Raw genomic sequence first — 18,842 nt, 5'->3', positions numbered from 1 at the left:
TATATTTTAAAACTTTAATTACTTGCTTTAGTTTCTCTATTGATGTACTTATAATATACTAAAATAAGTATTTTATTCGGTAACTTAAGTTACAAGATAATAACAAATAAATTTTTAATAAGAGTATTTTGCTTATTTTAAGTATAATACAACTCTTTAATGTCATTTATTTTATCTGGGGTAGATAATAATTTATCACTAGTCATATTTATTCCTATTGCGCCTATAGGAGCAGTTACTAGTACACTAAGTATTGCTATAGCTTGCATAATTTCTCCTCCTGAAACCCCCATTTGAAGAGGAATAGATGCTTTGGCAGATTGAACGGTTGCCTTTGGTAAGTAAGCTATAACACAGAAAAATTTTTCCTTCATAGTCAAATTTGTACCTAATAAGGATATTAATACACCTATCGATCTTATAAATAAAGAAATACTAAGCATAATTATTCCAACTAATAAATATTCACCTACTAGTGTCGGATTTATAGCCATACCAACAAATGAAAATAAATATAACTTTCCAGTCTTCCATATCAGATTCATGCTACCTAAAATTATTTTAGAGTCAGATTCAATGTAATTTCTTATAAAAAATCCATAAACCATTACTGAGAGTAATGAATTAAATATTTCTAAATGCATGTTTTTCTCAACAAACCTCATTCCTATGCATATTGAAAAGGCTATAATTACTTTACTAATATTATTACTACTAGCAGTTATAATATTTTTACTTAATTTAAATACTACATACCCTACTCCTATACTTAATAGTAATGTAGCAGGTATTGATATAATCTGAATTACTAGAGATATATTTTCACCACTGTTTTTTTGCATATAAATTCCTAGAAATGTTGTGAATAAGGTAATTGCAATAGTATCATCTGCACTTGCTCCAACTAATAACATCTGTGGTATTGCCTTATCTTGACCAATTTTTCTATCTATTAGTGATATCATATTTGGAATAAGTACTGCTGGACTAACCGCAGCTATTATAAATCCAAGTATTGCACCTTGTATAAATGAAAATTTCAAAAATATCATTGACAATAATGCGATTGCAAAGCCTTCTAATATAGCCGGGACTATACTTAAAAGCACTGCTGGCCTTCCAATTTGCTTTATTTGAGAAACACTAATCCCTAGTCCTCCTATAAATAGCACTGTTACAAGTGCTATTTCTTTAACCATTGGTGCTATATTTAATGTTTCTTTAGGAATGAAGTTTAAATATGATGGACCTAATATCATCCCTATCATCATCATACCTATTAATGATGGTAGCTTTATTTTTTCTACTAATTTTCCACTGTAATTAGATAGAAAACCTATTATTAATAAACTCAAAATTATTACCATATTCTTCTCCTTTCTGCGCGTAAAAAAATAGACTCCTACCCTCAATAGAGAGTAGGAGTCATTAGCTTTCGCATTTAATGGCGAACACCATCGCCGGTAAAATTATTATAACAATATATTAACATAATATAATAAAAATGTAAACTTGTATTTATTTAATAAATTTATAAATTAATGGTCTTTTTAAATCTACTGCTTTTTTAGGACATAGTTCATGACAACAAAAACATCTTATACAATGTTCTAGATTTATTACAGGACCAATATCTTTCATTTCTATTATTTTAGCCGGACAGACTCTTGCACACTCACCACACTTTATGCAGTCTTTATATGCTATTACTGGTTTTCCTGCTAATCTTTTATTAACAAACAATTCTACTTTCTTAGGAACAACGCCTCTTAAAAAACTTATACTTCGGTTTGTAGGTATTTTGTAATCCTTTATAATTTTATCTTCTACTTTATCTCCTATTACTTTAATATCAGAAAAGTCTTGTTCTAAAAATCCTCTTTCAATACATCTTTGTACTGTTGGGACTTTGTTTGGATCTAAGTTAATAATATTACATGCAACAACATCTATCGCATATGGACTTTCTGAGGCAAGTATAACTCCAACCTTACGTGGCGTTCCGGCAGATGGACCTTCACCCTCCATACCAATTACTCCATCCATTATTGTTAACATTGGAGATACATATTTACAAATATCAACTAATGCTTCTGTAAAATCTTTTACCTCAGGCATTTTGAAATGATATTCCGCTTTTGATACACCTGGTATAACTCCAAATAAGTTTTTTACACCACCTGTAAAAGTAGCCATTGCATGAGTCTTTAGTTTACATACATTTATTACATGATCTACCTCAGTTATTGGCTTTATTACTTTCATGTATTTAAGTATTTTACCATCTTTATTCTCAACCTTTACTTCAGATGTGTCATAATTTAATTCTATATCAAGTGCTTCACACACTTCTTCTATTCCACAGGTTTTATATACCCCTTTTAGTGCAGATTTTGTATAAGGTCCACCTGGACTATCTCCTACAATCACTTTACAATTTAGCTCCAATAGCTTCTCAGCTAATACCTTTAATATCATTGGGTTAGTAGTTGCTACTTCTTCAGGTCTTTTTTTCATAAGCAAATTTAACTTTATAAATACCTTACTGCCTCTTTTTATGTATTTCTCTATCCCTCCTATGTCATTTAATAATTTTTCCATCTGAGATTTTACTTCTTCATAGTTGTAATTATTACAACTTCTTAGTCCAACTGCTTTCATCAACATTCCCCTTTTAAATACTTTATATTCACGTTTTATAATTACTATTTTTTATTTTATATAATTTTATTATAGCTTATTGTTATCTGTATAAGAAATAAAACTTAAGTTAAAAACTTTAAAGTTACTATAATAAAAATAGCTACTTTATAAACTAAGTAGCTATTTTTATCTATATATATTTTGGAATTTCTCCATCATCAATAACACCCTCTAAAGATAGATAATAGTGTCTTATTGGCTTTAAGTTATCATCTAACTCATATATAAGAGGTGTTCCAGTTGGTATATTTAAATTAGCTATTCCATCACTTGTCATATCATCTAAATATTGAACTAAAGCTCTTAGTGTATTACCATGAGCAGATATTATTATTTTTTTATCTTCTTTTAATTTTGGTGCTATTACATTATTCCATTCTTCTAATACCCTTTTTTCAGTATCCTCAAGACTTTCTGTAAGTGGAATGTTATTTTTTTCTACACCTTTATATTTTATATCATGGCCAGAGTATCTCTCATCGTCCTCTGTAAGTGGTGGTGGTGCAATATTTAAAGATCTTCTCCACTGATGAACTTGCTCATCTCCATATTTTTTTGCAGTTTCTTCTTTGTTAAGTCCTTGTAGCGCTCCGTAATGTCTTTCATTCAATTTCCAGCACTTATGAACAGGAATCCACATAAGATCCATTTCATGTAGTATTATCCATAAAGTTCTTATAGATCTTTTTAGTACTGATGTATATGCAAAATCAAATGTAAAACCATTTTCTTTTAGAATTCTTCCTGCTTTTCTAGCCTCATTTAGTCCATTTTCAGATAAGTCTACATCTGTCCAACCCGTAAATCTATTTTCTAAGTTCCAAACACTTTGACCATGCCTAATTAAAACTATTTTTTTCAAATTTATATCTCCTTTCAAATCGTTTCTATTTCGATAAATTTCATAAAAACAAAATATCTTAAATAAGATAAAAAGCATAAGATATTCTTTTTATCTTATGCTTAATTTTCACTTTTTATTATTTTATAATACCTAATATAATTATTAACTTTTAAATTGAAATCTATGTAAAATCAATTTATCTAGTTGTTGCTATTTTTAAGTTTATACAAATAGTAAAGATTTATTATTACAATAGCAAAGTTTGAAATGGCAACAGGATATGCTTTAACTGCTACTCCGTATATGACAAATGCTAAACATCCTAAAGAGTTTATTATTCTAAGCTTTTTAATATTTGACATGGTTAAAGATATTACAATTAATATAGAAGCTAGATACCCAATCCATTCAATTGGATTAACACTAAACATAAAAAATCCTCCTTTTTCAGTTTATTAATACTAGTCTTTGTTTTTTTATATATAATTATTGTAAAAACAAAAAATTTCTTCTCTTATTCAAAATCTAAAGAATAAACCCTAAAGAATAACTAATATGTATTTTATTTTATTAAATATTAATAATAAATTATGATAATATGTTTTAAACTTAACAAGTCGGGTATACATATATTGTGAATATTTTATCTAATAATAAATTTGGAGGTAGTTTTATGAAAATAGTTGTTGTTGGATGTACACATGCAGGTACTGCTGCAGTAGTTAATATGAAAGAACTTTACCCTGAGAGTCAAATTACTATATATGAAAAAAATGATAATATATCTTTCTTATCTTGTGGAATAGCATTGAGTGTTTCAAATGTTGTTACTGAAGTTGAGAAATTATTTTATAACTCACCAGAAAATTTAGCATCTTCTGGGATAATAACTAATATGAAACATGAGGTATTAGACATAGATTTCGATAATAAAAAACTTTCAGTTAAAAACTTAGTATCTAATGAGATTTTTGAAGATAATTATGATAAATTAGTACTTACTTTAGGATCATGGCCTATAGTTCCTAAGTTTGAAGGTGGAGATTTAGATAATATAGTCTTATGCAAAAATTATGATCATGCTAAAACTATAATAGAAAAATCTGATGAAAGTCAAAATGTTGTAGTTATAGGTGCTGGTTATATTGGAGTGGAATTAGCAGAAGCTTTTGAGATAAAAAATAAGAATATTACTTTAATAGATGCTGAAGATAGAATAATGGCAAAATATCTAGATAAAGACTTTACAGATATGGCAGAAGCTGAATTTAAAAATAAAGGTGTTAATTTAGTATTAGGACAAAAAGTTCAAAAGTTTATTGGTACAGATAAGGTTAATACAGTTGTAACTGATAAAGGTGAATATAAAGCCGATTTAGTAGTATTATGTATAGGATTTGCTCCAAATAGTAAGTTAGTTCAAGGTAAGTTAGACACTTTACCTAATGGTGCAATAATAATAGATGAATATATGAGAACAAGTAAAGAAGATGTATTTGCAGCTGGAGACTGCTGTGTTGTAAGATTTAATCCAGCTAATGAAAATAGATATATACCATTAGCTACAAATGCAGTTAGAATGGGTACGTTAGTTGCTAGAAATTTATTAAATCCTACTTTAAAATATATGGGTACACAAGGTACTTCAGGAATAAAAATATATGACTTAAATATAGCATCTACTGGTCTTACTGAAGAAGTTGCTAAAAATACTACATCTTTAAATGTTAAATCTGTAACAGTTGTAGATAACTATAGACCAGAGTTTATGCCTACATTTGAAGAGGCAAAACTGAAATTAGTTTATGATGAAGATACAAGAAAAGTTGTAGGCGGACAAATAATCTCTAAAATTGATCTAACTCAATTTATGAATACATTATCAGTAGCTATACAAAATGAGATGACTGTTGAGGAGCTAGCAATGACAGATTTCTTCTTCCAACCACATTTTAATAAGCCATGGAGCTTATTAAATATAGCTGCACTTAAAGCTTTATAAATAAGTACATTAAAATACCCTTTTGGATTATATTTTCCTAAAGGGTATTTTATTTATTATTTTTTAATTGAATTTTTTATTTCTTTATATATATCATGAGTTTTTTCTAATCTTTTATCGTTGTATATTACGTAATCTGTATTTCCATTTTTTAATTTAATAAGTATACTGCTATTATTTTCATAGTGTACATAAACTTTACACTTTCCATATTCATTACTTCTAAAGTTTCCTATAGCATATTCATTAGTAGCAGCTCCATTTGTTTTTATTTTAAATTTAGGTATTGAGTTTAAAAATTCCACACTTTCAATATTACTAATATCAAAATCATAATTATACGTAGTACATTTTATACTTATTTCTTTTTTTGTATCGTCTATATTTATTGAGTGTGGAATAAAATCCATACTTAAAAGCATAATTGCCAGTGGGATACATACCACCGAAACTATAATCCAAATTAGAGTTTTACCCACAAATTTACCGCTCTTTGTTGCTAAATTATATGTATATCCAGTTCCAAGTCTAGCCCTTACACTTGTTGAACTATCATTTTCATTATAATAATACAAACCATCTATCCAGTAATCATCTTCATCTACCAAAATTTCTTTATTATCACTACTAGTAAGTTCTTCTTCAAGTTTTCCTACTCTATTTTTTATGTATGACATCCCAAATAGTATACTACCACTTCCTATTAATATTGGAATCAACACTAATAAATATCCTATTTCAAAGTATCCTAAAATATATATAAATAATAATATTGTAATAAAATCATATATGATAGTTTGTATAAGCCAAAATATTGAGTAAAGTCTTTTTTCTTCTCTATTAATTGTATAGTTTATATCAGTATTTTCACTATATACTTTAAGCTTACTTTTGTTGAAATTCCTAAATATAAAGAAAAGTACTATTACAACTAATATATTTATAACTGCAACTATAATTAAAATTATCCCGTATTCATCTTGATTTGAAATACTCATACTTACAGGTATAAATGATAAAAGTAATGGTATTATAAAATACTTAGATGATATAGGCATTTTATGTTTTAACATAGTCATCTTTGTATCAAGGTGAACAACTTTTCTTTCACCTGCAAACCAATTATTTTCTAACTTTAATTTCTTGAGTTTCTGATTCCTTTTCTTATATGGTCGATATAATAGACTTTCACACCATATAAATGACCAAGATAAAAAGTAAATCATGTTTAAAGAAATCTTACTTATTAAGATTACAGGAATATAAGATACTACCATGATTAATAAGTATTTATTACACTCTTTTTTATATTCATTTTTAATCTGCTTTACAATCTCAGAATCAATTATTTCCTTTGGTAGTGTAACACCCATAAATATATTATTTCTAGGTTTAAGTGAAGATTTCATACTCATATATACAGAAAGTACCATGATTATTCCACATAAACTCATTATGATCATGTACATTATTTTATCCCCCTAAGTTATGCCTTAATTCCCTTCATTGTACTAAATATCTTCTCACACATATCCATAAACTCTTTTTTTTCTATCCCTTTAAGTCCAACCTCACTTATTACTAATGATAGTTCATCATCTAATTTTTCTTTGAAATCTATTCCTGGTGTAAGTGTTGAATTTATTTTTGCTCCATGCCTCCTGTCAATAGATATAAACCCTTCACTTTTCAGAATTCCATAAGATTTATTTACTGTCATAGTATTTATACCTAAATCTTCTGCTAGTTGTCTTACAGTTGGTAATTTTTCACCTTGCTTTAAATCACCCTTTCCTATAGAAACAACTATTTGATTTCTAAGTTGAACATATATAGGTATTTCACTATCAAAATTTAACTTTACAATCATAATAAGTTCCTCCTCACATCACCTTTGTATTATTCATTGTAATACAAATAATACTTAATGTCCATAATATTCCATTATTAAATAAAAAAACTATGATGCTAGAAATTTAGTAGCTCATAGTTTTTACCATCTATGGTATAAAGTTAATAATATGTTTTGCTGATAAGAATTTAATACATTATTTTAAAACTTTTCTCATTGCTACTGCACATGTAACTAATATAACAGTCCATGCAGTACCCATAAAAATCCATGCTATGGTAGTCACCTTAACATCTCCTTATATAAAAATTATAATATTAATAATTTTAAAAGCGATGACACTTACTTATTCAAATCTTAATCTTTCTTACATTTATATATATTCAATTGATATATATATTGTATACTCACTTACATATTCTTAACATATTTTACATATTCTTAACAATATAATTATTGAGAATATGTAAAACTCTACATTACAATGTATAAATAAAAATACCCTATAGTGAATATCCACTCTAGGGTATTTTATATTAAAACTATCTATAATAAGTTTAGTATTTCTTTTTTTAATTTAACAATGTTTTCTAACTTATCTTCATTATAGTAAAACTTGTCTATAACAAACTCCTCTTTAACTACAGAAGGCTTTTTAGATATAACATATATCCTATCAGCAAGCATTATAGCCTCATCAATATCATGAGTAATCAAAAGTATAGTTGAATTTACTTTCTTTCTAACATCTAAAAGCCATCTTTGCATAGAATCTTTAGTTATAGAGTCTAACGCTCCAAAAGGTTCATCCAAAAGCATAATATCATTAGAATTTATAAAAGTTCTAAGGAAATTCGCTCTTTGCTTCATCCCTCCAGAAAGCTCATTTGGGTATTTATTCTCATATCCACTAAGGCCAAATGTTTCAAAATAAGGCTTAACTTTTTCATAGACTTTGTTCTTTTTTTCCTTATTTAAAATCATAGGAAGAGACACATTGTCTATTATTGTTTTGTATGGAAGTAATAGATCTTTTTGATACATATAACTTAACTTGCCATTAATATCTACCTTACCATCATTACAATCCTCTAGATCTGCAACAATATTAAATATTGTACTTTTACCACATCCACTAGGACCAAGTATTGCTACAAACTCACCTTCTAGTACATCTATGCTTATACTTTTAAGAATCTCTACTTCGCCATAAGACTTTGAAATACCCTCTATACTTATCTTTTTTAATCTATTTTTTTCTAACTTATTATTGTGGTAAGAATTCATTAGTATATGCTTCACTAGCTTTCATTTCCTTATTAATTAATTTGTACTCAGTTAAAAATGCAGTATAGTTATTCCATACACTATCCTTCATTTCACCCCATTTACTTGCATCATCTTTATATTTATCTGCTAAGTATTCTTGGCTTTTTATTGCTAATTCTTCGTCTATTTCTGGTGCATGCTTAACTAATATCTTAGCAGACTCAGTAGGATTCTCTATAGCAAACTCATATCCTTTACTAGTAGCTTCTAAAAACTTTTTAGCTAAATTTGGTTCTTCCTTAAGTAGTTTTTCATTAGATATTATAAGTGGAGTATAGTAGTCTAATCTTTCATCTAAATCCTTAAGTGGTATAAAGTTTAAATCAAGTCCACGTTTGTTAGCTTCTATTGCATCCCAACCTTCAAATATCCAAGCAAAATCTATTCTTTTTTCAGTTGCTGCAAAGAAATCATCTTGTCCAATATCTACAACTTTTAATTTATTAAAGTCTGCATTATTCTTTTCCATTACTGCCTTAAGTATTGCATCTTCAGATGGAGAACCCCATCCTCCATAAGTCTTTCCTTCAAAGTCTTTAGGCGAAGTTATATTTTTATCTTTTCTTGATGCAAAACCTGATGTGTTGTGTTGAATAACTGTTGCAATTGATTTGATAGGAAGTGGATCTTCACTAGTCTTAGCAAAAGTAACTTCCTCTTGATAGCTTATACCAAAATCAGCTTTACCAGTTGCAACCAATGTTGCCGCTCCTCCATCTGGTGGTTGTATTATATCAACATCTAATCCTAAATCCTTGTAGTATCCTTTTTCAAGTGCTACAAATAGTCCTGTATGGTTAGTATTTGGAGTCCAATCTAGTACCATAGTTACTTTTTTTAAATCCTCGTTACCTTCTGTATCTGAACCTTTGTCCTTTGATGAACATCCTGTAAGTAACCCTATTGTAAGAGCCCCTACTAATCCTAATGATATTAATTTCTTTAGTCTCATAATTTCCTCCCTATTCATTGTGCCTAAGTGCTATTTTTCTTATAGCTTGTATAATCCCTACAAACACTAAGCTAAATATTACTACCAATATTGTTGAAGCAAAAACCTTATCAAGTGCATAAGCACTCTTTGATCTTACCATATATACTCCAAGACCTTCTGTCCCACCTAACCACTCAGCAACTGTAGCTGCCATTACTGCATACGTTGCTGATATTTTAAGTCCAGAGAAGAACTTGTCCATTGCCATAGGAAACTTAAGATGTATAAATGTACTTAGTTTTCCTGAATTCATAGTTTTAAATAAATTTAAATAATCTTTATCTATATTCTCTATCCCATCTACAAAGCTTATTAGTATTGGGAAGAAACATGTCATAGTTACCATTATTATTTTAGGAAGTGTCTCAAATCCAAACCAAATTACAAGCAGTGGTGCAATAGTAATTGTAGGTATTGTTTGTGATACTAACATAATAGGATAGAAGCATTTTTTAAATATAGGTACAAAGTCCATTGCTATTCCCATTAGTAATGAAATTAATATTGCAACTACAAAACCAATTATAGCTTCTTTTAGAGTTACTATTGTGTGCATAGAAAGATTTTGATAATCTTTAAAAAACACACCTATAATATCTGTTGGTGAAGGTAATATATATTGAGGTATATTACATCCATCAACAGCAAATTGCCATATTACCAAGATTAATAAAAAAGTAGCTATAGGATATAAACTATTTTTTATTTTATCTATGGTTTTTAAGTTTGTCATCTATAGTTATGCCCCCAGCCTTTTCATCTATTCTCGCTACAGTTATAACTCTTTCGCAACCAAGGTTAAAAGGTATCTTGTGTACTATTTTTAGTAAATCAAACACTTCATCAAATTCACCCTCAATAGTTGTACTATTTGCTCCTACTTCGTGTTTTAACCCACTCTTTTCAATTACTTCAATACATGCATCTACTACCTTGTACATTTCTTCTTCTCCTGCATAAGGTCTTAGTGGCATTACTGCTACGTCTGCTATTACCATTTTTAAATCCACCTTTCATTTATATTAATATTTAATTTTATGCGTAGTTTTTTATAAAAAATAAAAGTCCTATCCATAGAAGATAAGACTTTTTAAGTACTTGTGTGTCTCCCTACGCTGGAATTATCCAAACAGGTTAAAGGGTCGAGATTAAATCTCCTCTCAGCATACTGCTCCCCTGCCATATATTTTCAACTCAATTATACTACATATAACTATATTTAACAAATATTTTATATAATGGTTAAATATTCAATTTTAATTAGTAAACAAATTAATAAATGCATAAGCTATTTCAGGATCAAATTGAGTACCTGAACACCTTTTTATTTCCCTAAGTGCTTCTTCATTACTAACCGGCTTTCTATAACTTCGTAAACTTGTCATGGCATCATAGGAATCTGCTACCGCTATTATTCTTGATAAATAAGGTATTTCTTCTTTTTTTAGACCAAAAGGGTATCCATTTCCATCCCATCTTTCATGATGAGAAAGAATTGTCTTTGCTATGTGACCGATATTTGGGTTCATCTTAACAATTCTATACCCCTTTTCTGTGTGCATCTTGACGACTTCCATTTCTTCTTCAGCTAACTTACTTGGCTTTCTTAAGATTTCATCAGGTATTGCTATCTTACCAATATCATGTAATTTGGCTGATACTATTAAATCTTCCATTTTATCTCTAGTTAAATTTAGTGCTTCTCCAAGCCTTTTTGAATATTTTACTACTCGCTCTGAGTGAGCATGAGTTTCTGGACTTCTTTCCTTTAAAGTATTCTGTAATGATTCTATCATATAAGTCTTGGTTCTTCTTTGTGGGAGTTTTTCTTTATACACCTTACCCTCAGCTTCTTTAATTATATCTTCTATATTATCTTCTATACTAGTCTTAGTTGCACAACCCAAAGATATGCTAAGAGGTAAAAATGTATATGGTTCTTCTTTACAAGCTTCTCTTATTCTCTCACAAACTTTTTTAGCACTATCATAATCTGTATTTGGAAGAAGTATAATTATCTCATCTCCTCCCCATCTTATTACTAGGTCTTCTCTTCTGCAAATATTTTTAATTACTCTTGTAATATTCATTAAAAGCTTATCGCCTTCTAAATGACCGATAGTGTCATTTACTATTTTAAGTCCATCTACATCACCCATAATTAAACTAAGTGGCATATACTTATCTTTCTTTAGGCTTTCTATCTTCTTCTCAAAATAAGACCTATTATAAGCTCCTGTTAGCTTATCTTTATATGTTAACTTTTTTAAATCTTTTTCAGCAAGTACTGAAACTGTCATATCTCTAGATATACCCACAATACCCCATACTTCACCATTTTTATTTAAAATTGGTGTTTTTATTGTTTCCATATACTTTATTTTATTTTTGTGTTCTCTTTTTATACGAATAGTCTGCTTCTCTTTAGTCTCAATAATTTTCGAATCTACTTCAACTAGTGTTTTTAGCTCTTTCTCATCTTTCATTATTTCAATATCTTTTTTACCTATTATGTCTTCTCTATCTAAATTAAGATAATCCCTAGCAAAAGCTACATTACAATCTAAGTATGTTCCATCTATATCTTTATAAAAAATAGAATCAGGTATAGTATCTATAAGAGTTTTAAGTACATTCTTTTGCATTATAATTTCTTCTTCATATCTTTTTCTCTTAGTTTGATTTTGTAATATACCTAAAAAAGCAATTATTTCTCCATTTTTTTTCATTGGAGCAATATAGCATTCTAAAAAATCTTCATTAGTATATCCTGAAAACTCAATTGGCCTTTGATTATCAATAACATCCTTATAGTTTTTTGTATACTCTATAGCCAATTCTTCTTTATATATATCAAATACAGTCTTTCCTAATATTTCTTTTTTTGTTAAATTCATATTCTTGCAGTAAAAATCATTTGCAAAGATAAATTTCCCATCTATATCTCTAATCCATACCGAATAAGGCATAGTATCAAGTAATAATTCTAATAAGTTCTCAAACATCCTAACGTCTCCCACTTCTTAATTGAATCTATGTTTAATTATCTCTATCATAACATAATTTTCCAAATTTAGTCAGTGATTATAAATTAATATTATCGATATAAATTTATTTTTATAGTATTTTATTAGTATTATATATATAATAAGAAGATACATAATATATTGAGGTGATTATAAATGATAAAAAGAGAGTTCGATATAAATGACATAGCTCATATAGCAAAAGCTAGAAGAATTAAGGCTCATATTGATGGTAGTGATACTAATACAAAGACTATCTCTTTAAGAGCTGGTGAACCAGTTAAGATATTAGATTATTATGAAATCGAGAAATATGGTTATTCTTATGAGGCTGAGTACAAGAAAGATGGAACTTCATACATAATAAGAAAACACTTAAGTCAATCTGATTTATTCTCTAAGGCTGATTGGGAGTTAAAAATAAATAGATAAACTTTATTATTTTTATATTCAAAATTTGTCACAAGATTTTTATTATCTTGTGGCATTTTTTATATATTTTTTTAACATACCATGCATTATTGTATTAATTTTCAAAATAATCAATTTATTTTTAGTGAATAAGTTATAATTAAATTAGGAGGTGAAAAAGTATTTTGAAAATATAATTCCTACTCCAAACTTGGGCAGTATATCAAGCTGTAAGTAGTATTTAAGTTTTATATATTTAGATATTCATTTCTAGGATGATCTAATTGTTCCTCCTTAGTTTTTATATATGTAAGTTTAATATTTTAAACTACTACTGTATTTAATTTTTATTAGTTCCTATTTTATTATTAGTTGTTTTTCTTTTTCTTTTTCTTATTCTTTTTCTTTTTATTCCCCATAGTCTATCCATACACTATAGATACAGTATATATACACTATACATACTATATAATTTTTATATAAACAAAATAACTATGAGTCGGAAAACCCGACCCCTACTCTATTAAAATTTATAATTCCTACTTTAATAATCTTGTATAATAAAAATTTATTTACAAATAATACTAAAGTACTATCTTTAATAAGAAAGGAATTAAAAAAATGAAAAAATATGTTTGTACAGTATGTGGATATATCCACGAAGGAGATACACCACCAGAAATATGCCCCGTATGTAAGGTTGGAGCTGACAAGTTTAAAGAAATGACAGATGAGCTTAACTGGGCTGACGAGCACAATATAGGTACAGCAAAAGGTGTAAATGACAAAATTATAGAGATGTTAAGAGCAAATTTCACAGGTGAATGTACAGAAGTTGGTATGTACTTAGCAATGAGCCGCCAAGCTGACAGAGAAGGATATCCAGAAGTAGCTGAGGCATATAGGAGAATAGCATTTGAAGAAGCAGATCATGCTGCTAAATTTGCTGAACTTCTTGGTGAAGTTGTAATGCCTGATACAAAATCAAATCTATCTGCTAGAGTTGAGGCAGAATACGGTGCTTGTGCAGGTAAAAAAGAGCTTGCAACTTTAGCAAAACAAGAAAATTTAGATGCAATACACGACACAGTACATGAAATGTGTAAGGATGAAGCTAGACATGGTAAAGCATTTAAAGGTTTACTAGATAGATATTTTTCTAAATAAGATTTATAAGGAGGATTTATAATAATGAAAATAGATTGTAGCGTTACTAAATGTTCTCATAACAAAGAAAGTGTTTGTTATGCAAATCGTATAAATGTTGGTGGGTATGGGGCAAAGACTGCTTGTGATACTTGCTGTGCATCTTTCTTAGACAAAGCTCATTATTCAAATTTGACTAATAATACCAATACAGACGGTCCTTGTGATTGTTTAGTATGTGATGCAAAAGATTGTAAGCATAACGACAATAAACTATGTACTGCAAACTCTATTCAAGTAAATGGAGGCGATGTACACATCTATAATGAAACAGAATGTTCTACTTTTGCATTAAAATAAAAACTACATAGTGAAGACTTAATATATTATATTTCATCGTCTTATTGATAGTTTATTAAGATGCAAAGGAGGAACAATTCGTTCCTCCTTTGCGTTTAATCAAATATCTTTACATTACTATATAATAATCAAAGAATCTCTCTTGAAATTCTACTAAAGCACATATTTGATCTTTATTATATTTCTTTACCTATGACTCTTTCATATTATCACTATTTATATAAATTCTATTGTTTCGCAAATAAACTCTTCGATATCTACTACTCTATCATTATCAAAATTTATACAAACTATCCATGGCATTATTCCACTTATTCTTTTAAATTCACTATATTCAAAATCACTTTTATAAAAGTTTATTATAGTACTTAGAGCTGTTCCATGAGTTCCTATTACTATATTTTCACCACTATGATTTTTTAATATCTTTCTAAGCTCGTTAATATTTCTTACCTGAACCTCTCTTAACGATTCTCCATGTTCTAATTTATAGTCAAAATCTTCCCACTGATTTTTAGAGTAACTTTTAAAGTCATCAATCCAATAATCACTAATTTTTCTTTCTCTAAAATCGTCTATTAACTCAATATCTAAATTATACTTTTTAGCAAAATCACTAACAGTATCTACAGACCTCTTATATGGACTTGAGTATATTTTATGTATATCTTTGTCACTCAAAAATTCTGTGACTTTTTTAGAATCATCCACCCCTTTATCAGTCAGTGGTCTAATTGAATCATCATGTACAGAATAATCTGGTGTTGCATGTCTTACAAAATATATCTTACTCATGTTATCCCCCTGTTTATAAATTTTTATTTTTTATTTGTTACTTATTGTATAAATATCATGCCTTCTTTGCTTTAAAAGTGGCAACTCTTTTCTTATTTTATCTATATAGTTTAAATCCAAATCAACAATAAAATATCCCTCTTCCTCATTCATCTTATTAACTACCTCACCCCATGGAGATACTACAATTGAGTTTCCATAAGAAGTATAAGAAGAATCATAATCTCTAGCTGGTGCTGCACCTATAGTATAAACTTGATTATCCACTGCTCTCATCTTAAATAGATTTTCCCAGTGAGCAGGACCTGTTGTCATATTAAATGCAGCCGGCACAATAATTATATTAGCACCTTCATCAACCATAATTCTGGAAAGTTCAACAAACCTAAAGTCATAGCATATACATAATCCCATTTTTCCAAACTCAGTATTAAATACACATATACTATCCCCTGGTGTTAAGGTATCAGATTCCTTAAAATATTGCCCTCCCTCTACATCTATATCAAATAAATGCATCTTTCTATGTTTTCCAATCTTTGTTCCACTCCTATCAAATATATATGAGGTATTATATACTCTACAGAACTTATCTATTTCTGGAACAGAACCAGCTACTAAGTATATACCAAATCTAGAAGCAATACTTGAGAGCCTATTATAAATATCTCCTCCCTCTAGCTCTGCATATATAGGAAAATTAGAAGTCTCATATGGACAGCAAAACATTTCTGGAAGTACAACCATATCAGCACCATCATATACCGATTTTCTTATAAAATCCTCTGCTACAGTAATATTTTTATCTACATCTCTATCAACCTTCATCTGAATAACAGCAATTTTTACTTTTTTCGCATATCTATCTTCAAAGCATAAATTTCTCTTTAATTCATGATTCCAACCTTTATTCATAAAGTTCACCCCAATTATATATAATATTAACTCTTTCCAGTTGATTTTCACCCCTTTTTATAGGCTATAAATATATACTTATAATATAGTTTGATATACTAACTTAGCAGCAACTCCGATTGCCATTACTAAAAAAATAGGCTTGATTAAACTAGAACCCTTCTTAATAGCAACCTTAGCACCAATATATCCCCCTATCATCATAGATATACCATAAAAAATAGCAACTTGATAAAGCACTTGACCTGATATCATAAATAGTACAAGAGCTGTTAAGTTACTTGTAAGATTAAGAACCTTAGTATTGGCAGATGCATGTAAAAAATCAAATCCATAAATCTTTATTAATCCAAAAGTTAAAAAAGTACCTGCTCCAGGTCCAAAAAATCCATCATAAAAACCTAATCCAAATGCAAGTATCATCCCTAGTCTAATATTTTTTTGATTAAGCTCTTCAAATCTATTTTCATCTCCTAGACCCTTAGATGTAAAGGTGTATATTGCAACTCCTAAAATCATTACAAATACTAATATATTTAGTATATTTTCACTAATTGAAAGAACACATTTAACACCTAATACACTTCCCAAAAAACTAAATGGAACAAGCTTTTTTAATAGGTCATTATTTGTCTTACCTGACTTTACATACTTATATGTACTCATTAGGCATCCCGATGCCCCACCAAATTTATTAGTCCCAAGAGCAAGATGAGCTGGAAGTCCTACTATCATAAGCACAGGCATACTTATAAGTCCTCCTCCTCCTGCTATAGAGTCAACAAATGCTGCTATAAATCCTCCAACACATAAAAAAATAAAAATTAATATACTCATACTTCCTCCCATATTTTTACTATATGTATATTATATATTTATACAAATTTCTTTTCCAGAATAATTCTTGAATTTTATTTATTCAAAATTCAAGAATTAGTTAAAATTTATATTATAGTATATAATAATAAAATACTAATACTTCAGTATAATAACAATAGGAGGAAATATGGTAGACAATATAAAAAATAAATTTAAAGATTACAAACCTTATATAAATGGCGCTCAAAAAATGAAAAAAGCTTCGGTTTTAATACCTATAGTAAAACAAGATGGAGTACACCATATATTATTTGAAGTTAGATCAAAAAATCTAAATACACAGCCAAATGAGATTGCTTTTCCAGGTGGCAAAATAGATCCTGGTGAAACTCCTTTAAACGCTGCTATTAGAGAAACTTGTGAGGAACTTGGTACAGATAAAAGCAATGTTGAGATAATATCTCCACTAGATTTACTTGTTACTCCAATGGACTTAATTATTCATCCATATCTTGGAATTATACATGATTTAAAGCAGTTATCTATAAATGAAGATGAAGTTGATCATATTTTTTTAGTTCCTATAAAGCATTTATTAGAAAATAAAGCTACAATCTATGATAATCAAATAAAAATTATTCCTAATAATGATTTTCCATATGACATTATTCCTAATAAAAATAATTACAAATTTGGTTCTGGTAATTATCCAGTGTTTTTCTATAGCTATAAAGATTATATAATTTGGGGTATCACAGCTAAAATTCTAGAAAACTTTTTAAATTTTCTAGAATCGTAAACAAACTAGAAATTTATTTTATATCTATTCTAAAGGCAAATTTTAACTAGATAGCTTTTATTTATTATAAGAATTTTAAAATTAAAATATGAAATAATAAAATTAAAGAAATAAATAAAAAGGATGTGGCCACATGACTCATAGAAAAAGACAATCAACTAGAAAAATGGAAGATTACAAAAATAACAAATTGGAAATTGCTCAAGAAATGGGATATAGCGGTGCAAATAATACAGAAGTTAATGCAAAAATTGCATCTCAAGATGAGGCAAAATACAGTACAAAAAGTGTAGTTAAAAAGAATAATCTTCATAATCCACAAAAATCCGCACAAGATGAACATCAAAAAAACAATATTCATTAATATAAGTAATAAATAATTTAAATTAGCTACTCAATAATTATTTATGCTAAGATAATAAAAAACTACTAAAGTACTATGTACCTTAGTAGTTTTTTATTATCTCTTTATATCTATAACATTTTGAACTAGAGCCTTACATCTTCCGCAAGCTGCTCCAGCTTTAGTAACTTCTGAAACCTTTTCAACTGTATCTGCGCCATCATTAACAGCATTTACAACATCTTCAAGAGAAACGTTGAAACATCCACATACTGATGCTAATATTTTTTCTATTTCATCAGCACATCTTCCACATCCAGTCGCTGCACCTGTCATTTCTTTAACTTCGTCTAAAGTACGAGCACCAGCTATCATTGCCTTTCTTATTGCTATATAATCTACATTTTTACAGTGACATATTATTCTATTTCCAGCCATGTTGTCCTCCAATATTTATCATTTTTTATATATTCTACCATTATTTTTAGTTTTTTTCACTATTTT

The 18,842-nt window shown here is 28.4% G+C and carries 21 protein-coding genes and 2 riboswitches; of the genes, 6 read left to right on the top strand and 15 right to left on the bottom strand.

Annotated elements, in window-relative coordinates; genetic code table 11:
• Positions 1-137: 137 nt before the first annotated feature.
• The 4 genes from CHL78_RS07075 to CHL78_RS07060 all read right to left on the bottom strand — a co-directional run bounded on the left by CHL78_RS07075 (position 138) and on the right by CHL78_RS07060 (position 3,978).
• On the bottom strand, positions 138-1,367 hold the full coding sequence (locus tag CHL78_RS07075) for a cation:proton antiporter domain-containing protein (RefSeq protein ID WP_094366075.1): 1,230 nt from the start codon (positions 1,365-1,367) through the stop codon (positions 138-140).
• Positions 1,368-1,412: 45 nt separating this feature from the next.
• Positions 1,413-1,471, bottom strand: a riboswitch (Fluoride riboswitch).
• A 47-nt stretch (positions 1,472-1,518) separates the two neighbouring features.
• Positions 1,519-2,661 (bottom strand): DUF362 domain-containing protein, encoded by a 1,143-nt coding sequence (locus CHL78_RS07070; RefSeq protein ID WP_094366077.1) that lies wholly within the window; start codon positions 2,659-2,661, stop codon positions 1,519-1,521.
• A gap of 172 nt (positions 2,662-2,833) precedes the next feature.
• Entirely contained in the window at positions 2,834-3,565 is a 732-nt protein-coding gene (gene gpmA / locus CHL78_RS07065) for a 2,3-diphosphoglycerate-dependent phosphoglycerate mutase (RefSeq protein WP_094366079.1), read from the bottom strand.
• A 182-nt stretch (positions 3,566-3,747) separates the two neighbouring features.
• Complete coding sequence (locus CHL78_RS07060; protein ID WP_094366081.1) at positions 3,748-3,978, bottom strand: YgjV family protein; 231 nt, start codon at positions 3,976-3,978, stop codon at positions 3,748-3,750.
• 242 nt (positions 3,979-4,220) lie between these two features.
• On the opposite strand from CHL78_RS07060, the gene CHL78_RS07055 reads away from it, so the two are divergent.
• On the top strand, positions 4,221-5,549 hold the full coding sequence (locus CHL78_RS07055; protein WP_094366083.1) for an FAD-dependent oxidoreductase: 1,329 nt from the start codon (positions 4,221-4,223) through the stop codon (positions 5,547-5,549).
• A gap of 56 nt (positions 5,550-5,605) precedes the next feature.
• Here CHL78_RS07055 and CHL78_RS07050 read toward each other — a convergent pair whose 3' ends face one another.
• From CHL78_RS07050 to CHL78_RS07020, 7 genes are all read right to left on the bottom strand, one after another.
• On the bottom strand, positions 5,606-7,018 hold the full coding sequence (locus tag CHL78_RS07050; RefSeq protein WP_094366085.1) for a PH domain-containing protein: 1,413 nt from the start codon (positions 7,016-7,018) through the stop codon (positions 5,606-5,608).
• Positions 7,019-7,035: 17 nt separating this feature from the next.
• Entirely contained in the window at positions 7,036-7,419 is a 384-nt protein-coding gene (locus CHL78_RS07045) for a GntR family transcriptional regulator (RefSeq protein ID WP_094366087.1), read from the bottom strand.
• 528 nt (positions 7,420-7,947) lie between these two features.
• Positions 7,948-8,688, bottom strand: coding sequence for an ABC transporter ATP-binding protein (locus tag CHL78_RS07040; RefSeq protein ID WP_094366128.1), 741 nt, complete (start codon positions 8,686-8,688; stop codon positions 7,948-7,950).
• The gene (locus tag CHL78_RS07035) at positions 8,669-9,682 is read right to left on the bottom strand and encodes an ABC transporter substrate-binding protein (protein WP_094366089.1); all 1,014 of its coding nucleotides are present in this window, start codon (positions 9,680-9,682) and stop codon (positions 8,669-8,671) included. The genes CHL78_RS07040 and CHL78_RS07035 overlap by 20 nt, the downstream gene beginning before the upstream one ends.
• A gap of 10 nt (positions 9,683-9,692) precedes the next feature.
• Complete coding sequence (locus CHL78_RS07030; RefSeq protein ID WP_094366091.1) at positions 9,693-10,457, bottom strand: ABC transporter permease; 765 nt, start codon at positions 10,455-10,457, stop codon at positions 9,693-9,695.
• Positions 10,432-10,722, bottom strand: a complete 291-nt coding sequence (locus CHL78_RS07025; protein WP_094366093.1) for an MTH1187 family thiamine-binding protein — start codon at positions 10,720-10,722, stop codon at positions 10,432-10,434. Before CHL78_RS07025 ends, CHL78_RS07030 begins: the two co-directional genes overlap by 26 nt.
• 92 nt (positions 10,723-10,814) lie before the next feature.
• Positions 10,815-10,912: riboswitch (TPP riboswitch) on the bottom strand.
• 68 nt (positions 10,913-10,980) lie between these two features.
• Complete coding sequence (locus CHL78_RS07020) at positions 10,981-12,729, bottom strand: HD domain-containing phosphohydrolase (RefSeq protein WP_094366095.1); 1,749 nt, start codon at positions 12,727-12,729, stop codon at positions 10,981-10,983.
• Positions 12,730-12,906: 177 nt separating this feature from the next.
• Between CHL78_RS07020 and CHL78_RS07015 the strand changes: the two genes are divergently transcribed.
• The 3 genes from CHL78_RS07015 to CHL78_RS07005 all read left to right on the top strand — a co-directional run bounded on the left by CHL78_RS07015 (position 12,907) and on the right by CHL78_RS07005 (position 14,667).
• Positions 12,907-13,182, top strand: coding sequence for a hypothetical protein (locus tag CHL78_RS07015; protein WP_094366097.1), 276 nt, complete (start codon positions 12,907-12,909; stop codon positions 13,180-13,182).
• 600 nt (positions 13,183-13,782) lie between these two features.
• On the top strand, positions 13,783-14,328 hold the full coding sequence (locus tag CHL78_RS07010; protein WP_094366099.1) for an NADH peroxidase: 546 nt from the start codon (positions 13,783-13,785) through the stop codon (positions 14,326-14,328).
• A gap of 24 nt (positions 14,329-14,352) precedes the next feature.
• Positions 14,353-14,667, top strand: a complete 315-nt coding sequence (locus CHL78_RS07005) for a DUF1540 domain-containing protein (RefSeq protein WP_330408595.1) — start codon at positions 14,353-14,355, stop codon at positions 14,665-14,667.
• Positions 14,668-14,883: 216 nt separating this feature from the next.
• On the opposite strand, the gene CHL78_RS07000 is transcribed toward CHL78_RS07005, so the two are convergent.
• The 3 genes from CHL78_RS07000 to CHL78_RS06990 all read right to left on the bottom strand — a co-directional run bounded on the left by CHL78_RS07000 (position 14,884) and on the right by CHL78_RS06990 (position 17,214).
• Positions 14,884-15,462, bottom strand: coding sequence for a histidine phosphatase family protein (locus CHL78_RS07000; protein ID WP_094366102.1), 579 nt, complete (start codon positions 15,460-15,462; stop codon positions 14,884-14,886).
• Positions 15,463-15,492: 30 nt separating this feature from the next.
• Entirely contained in the window at positions 15,493-16,377 is an 885-nt protein-coding gene (locus CHL78_RS06995) for a carbon-nitrogen hydrolase family protein (RefSeq protein WP_094366104.1), read from the bottom strand.
• Positions 16,378-16,455: 78 nt separating this feature from the next.
• Positions 16,456-17,214, bottom strand: coding sequence for a sulfite exporter TauE/SafE family protein (locus CHL78_RS06990; protein ID WP_330408594.1), 759 nt, complete (start codon positions 17,212-17,214; stop codon positions 16,456-16,458).
• Positions 17,215-17,383: 169 nt separating this feature from the next.
• Between CHL78_RS06990 and CHL78_RS06985 the strand changes: the two genes are divergently transcribed.
• Together CHL78_RS06985 and CHL78_RS06980 are read left to right on the top strand one after the other, a co-directional pair.
• Positions 17,384-17,995: an NUDIX hydrolase gene (locus CHL78_RS06985; RefSeq protein ID WP_094366106.1), complete on the top strand. Its 612-nt coding sequence runs from the start codon at positions 17,384-17,386 to the stop codon at positions 17,993-17,995.
• A gap of 133 nt (positions 17,996-18,128) precedes the next feature.
• A complete protein-coding gene (locus tag CHL78_RS06980) occupies positions 18,129-18,359 on the top strand; it encodes a hypothetical protein (RefSeq protein WP_094366108.1) in 231 nt (76 codons plus the stop codon).
• A gap of 96 nt (positions 18,360-18,455) precedes the next feature.
• On the opposite strand, the gene CHL78_RS06975 is transcribed toward CHL78_RS06980, so the two are convergent.
• A complete protein-coding gene (locus CHL78_RS06975) occupies positions 18,456-18,776 on the bottom strand; it encodes a (2Fe-2S)-binding protein (RefSeq protein ID WP_094366110.1) in 321 nt (106 codons plus the stop codon).
• Positions 18,777-18,842: the final 66 nt, after the last annotated feature.

It is taken from the genome of Romboutsia weinsteinii, assembly GCF_002250835.2.
GTDB classification, from domain to species: domain Bacteria; phylum Bacillota; class Clostridia; order Peptostreptococcales; family Peptostreptococcaceae; genus Romboutsia_A; species Romboutsia_A weinsteinii.
Note: the sequence above shows the minus strand (reverse complement) of the source record. Positions and strands in the feature narration are given on the sequence as shown.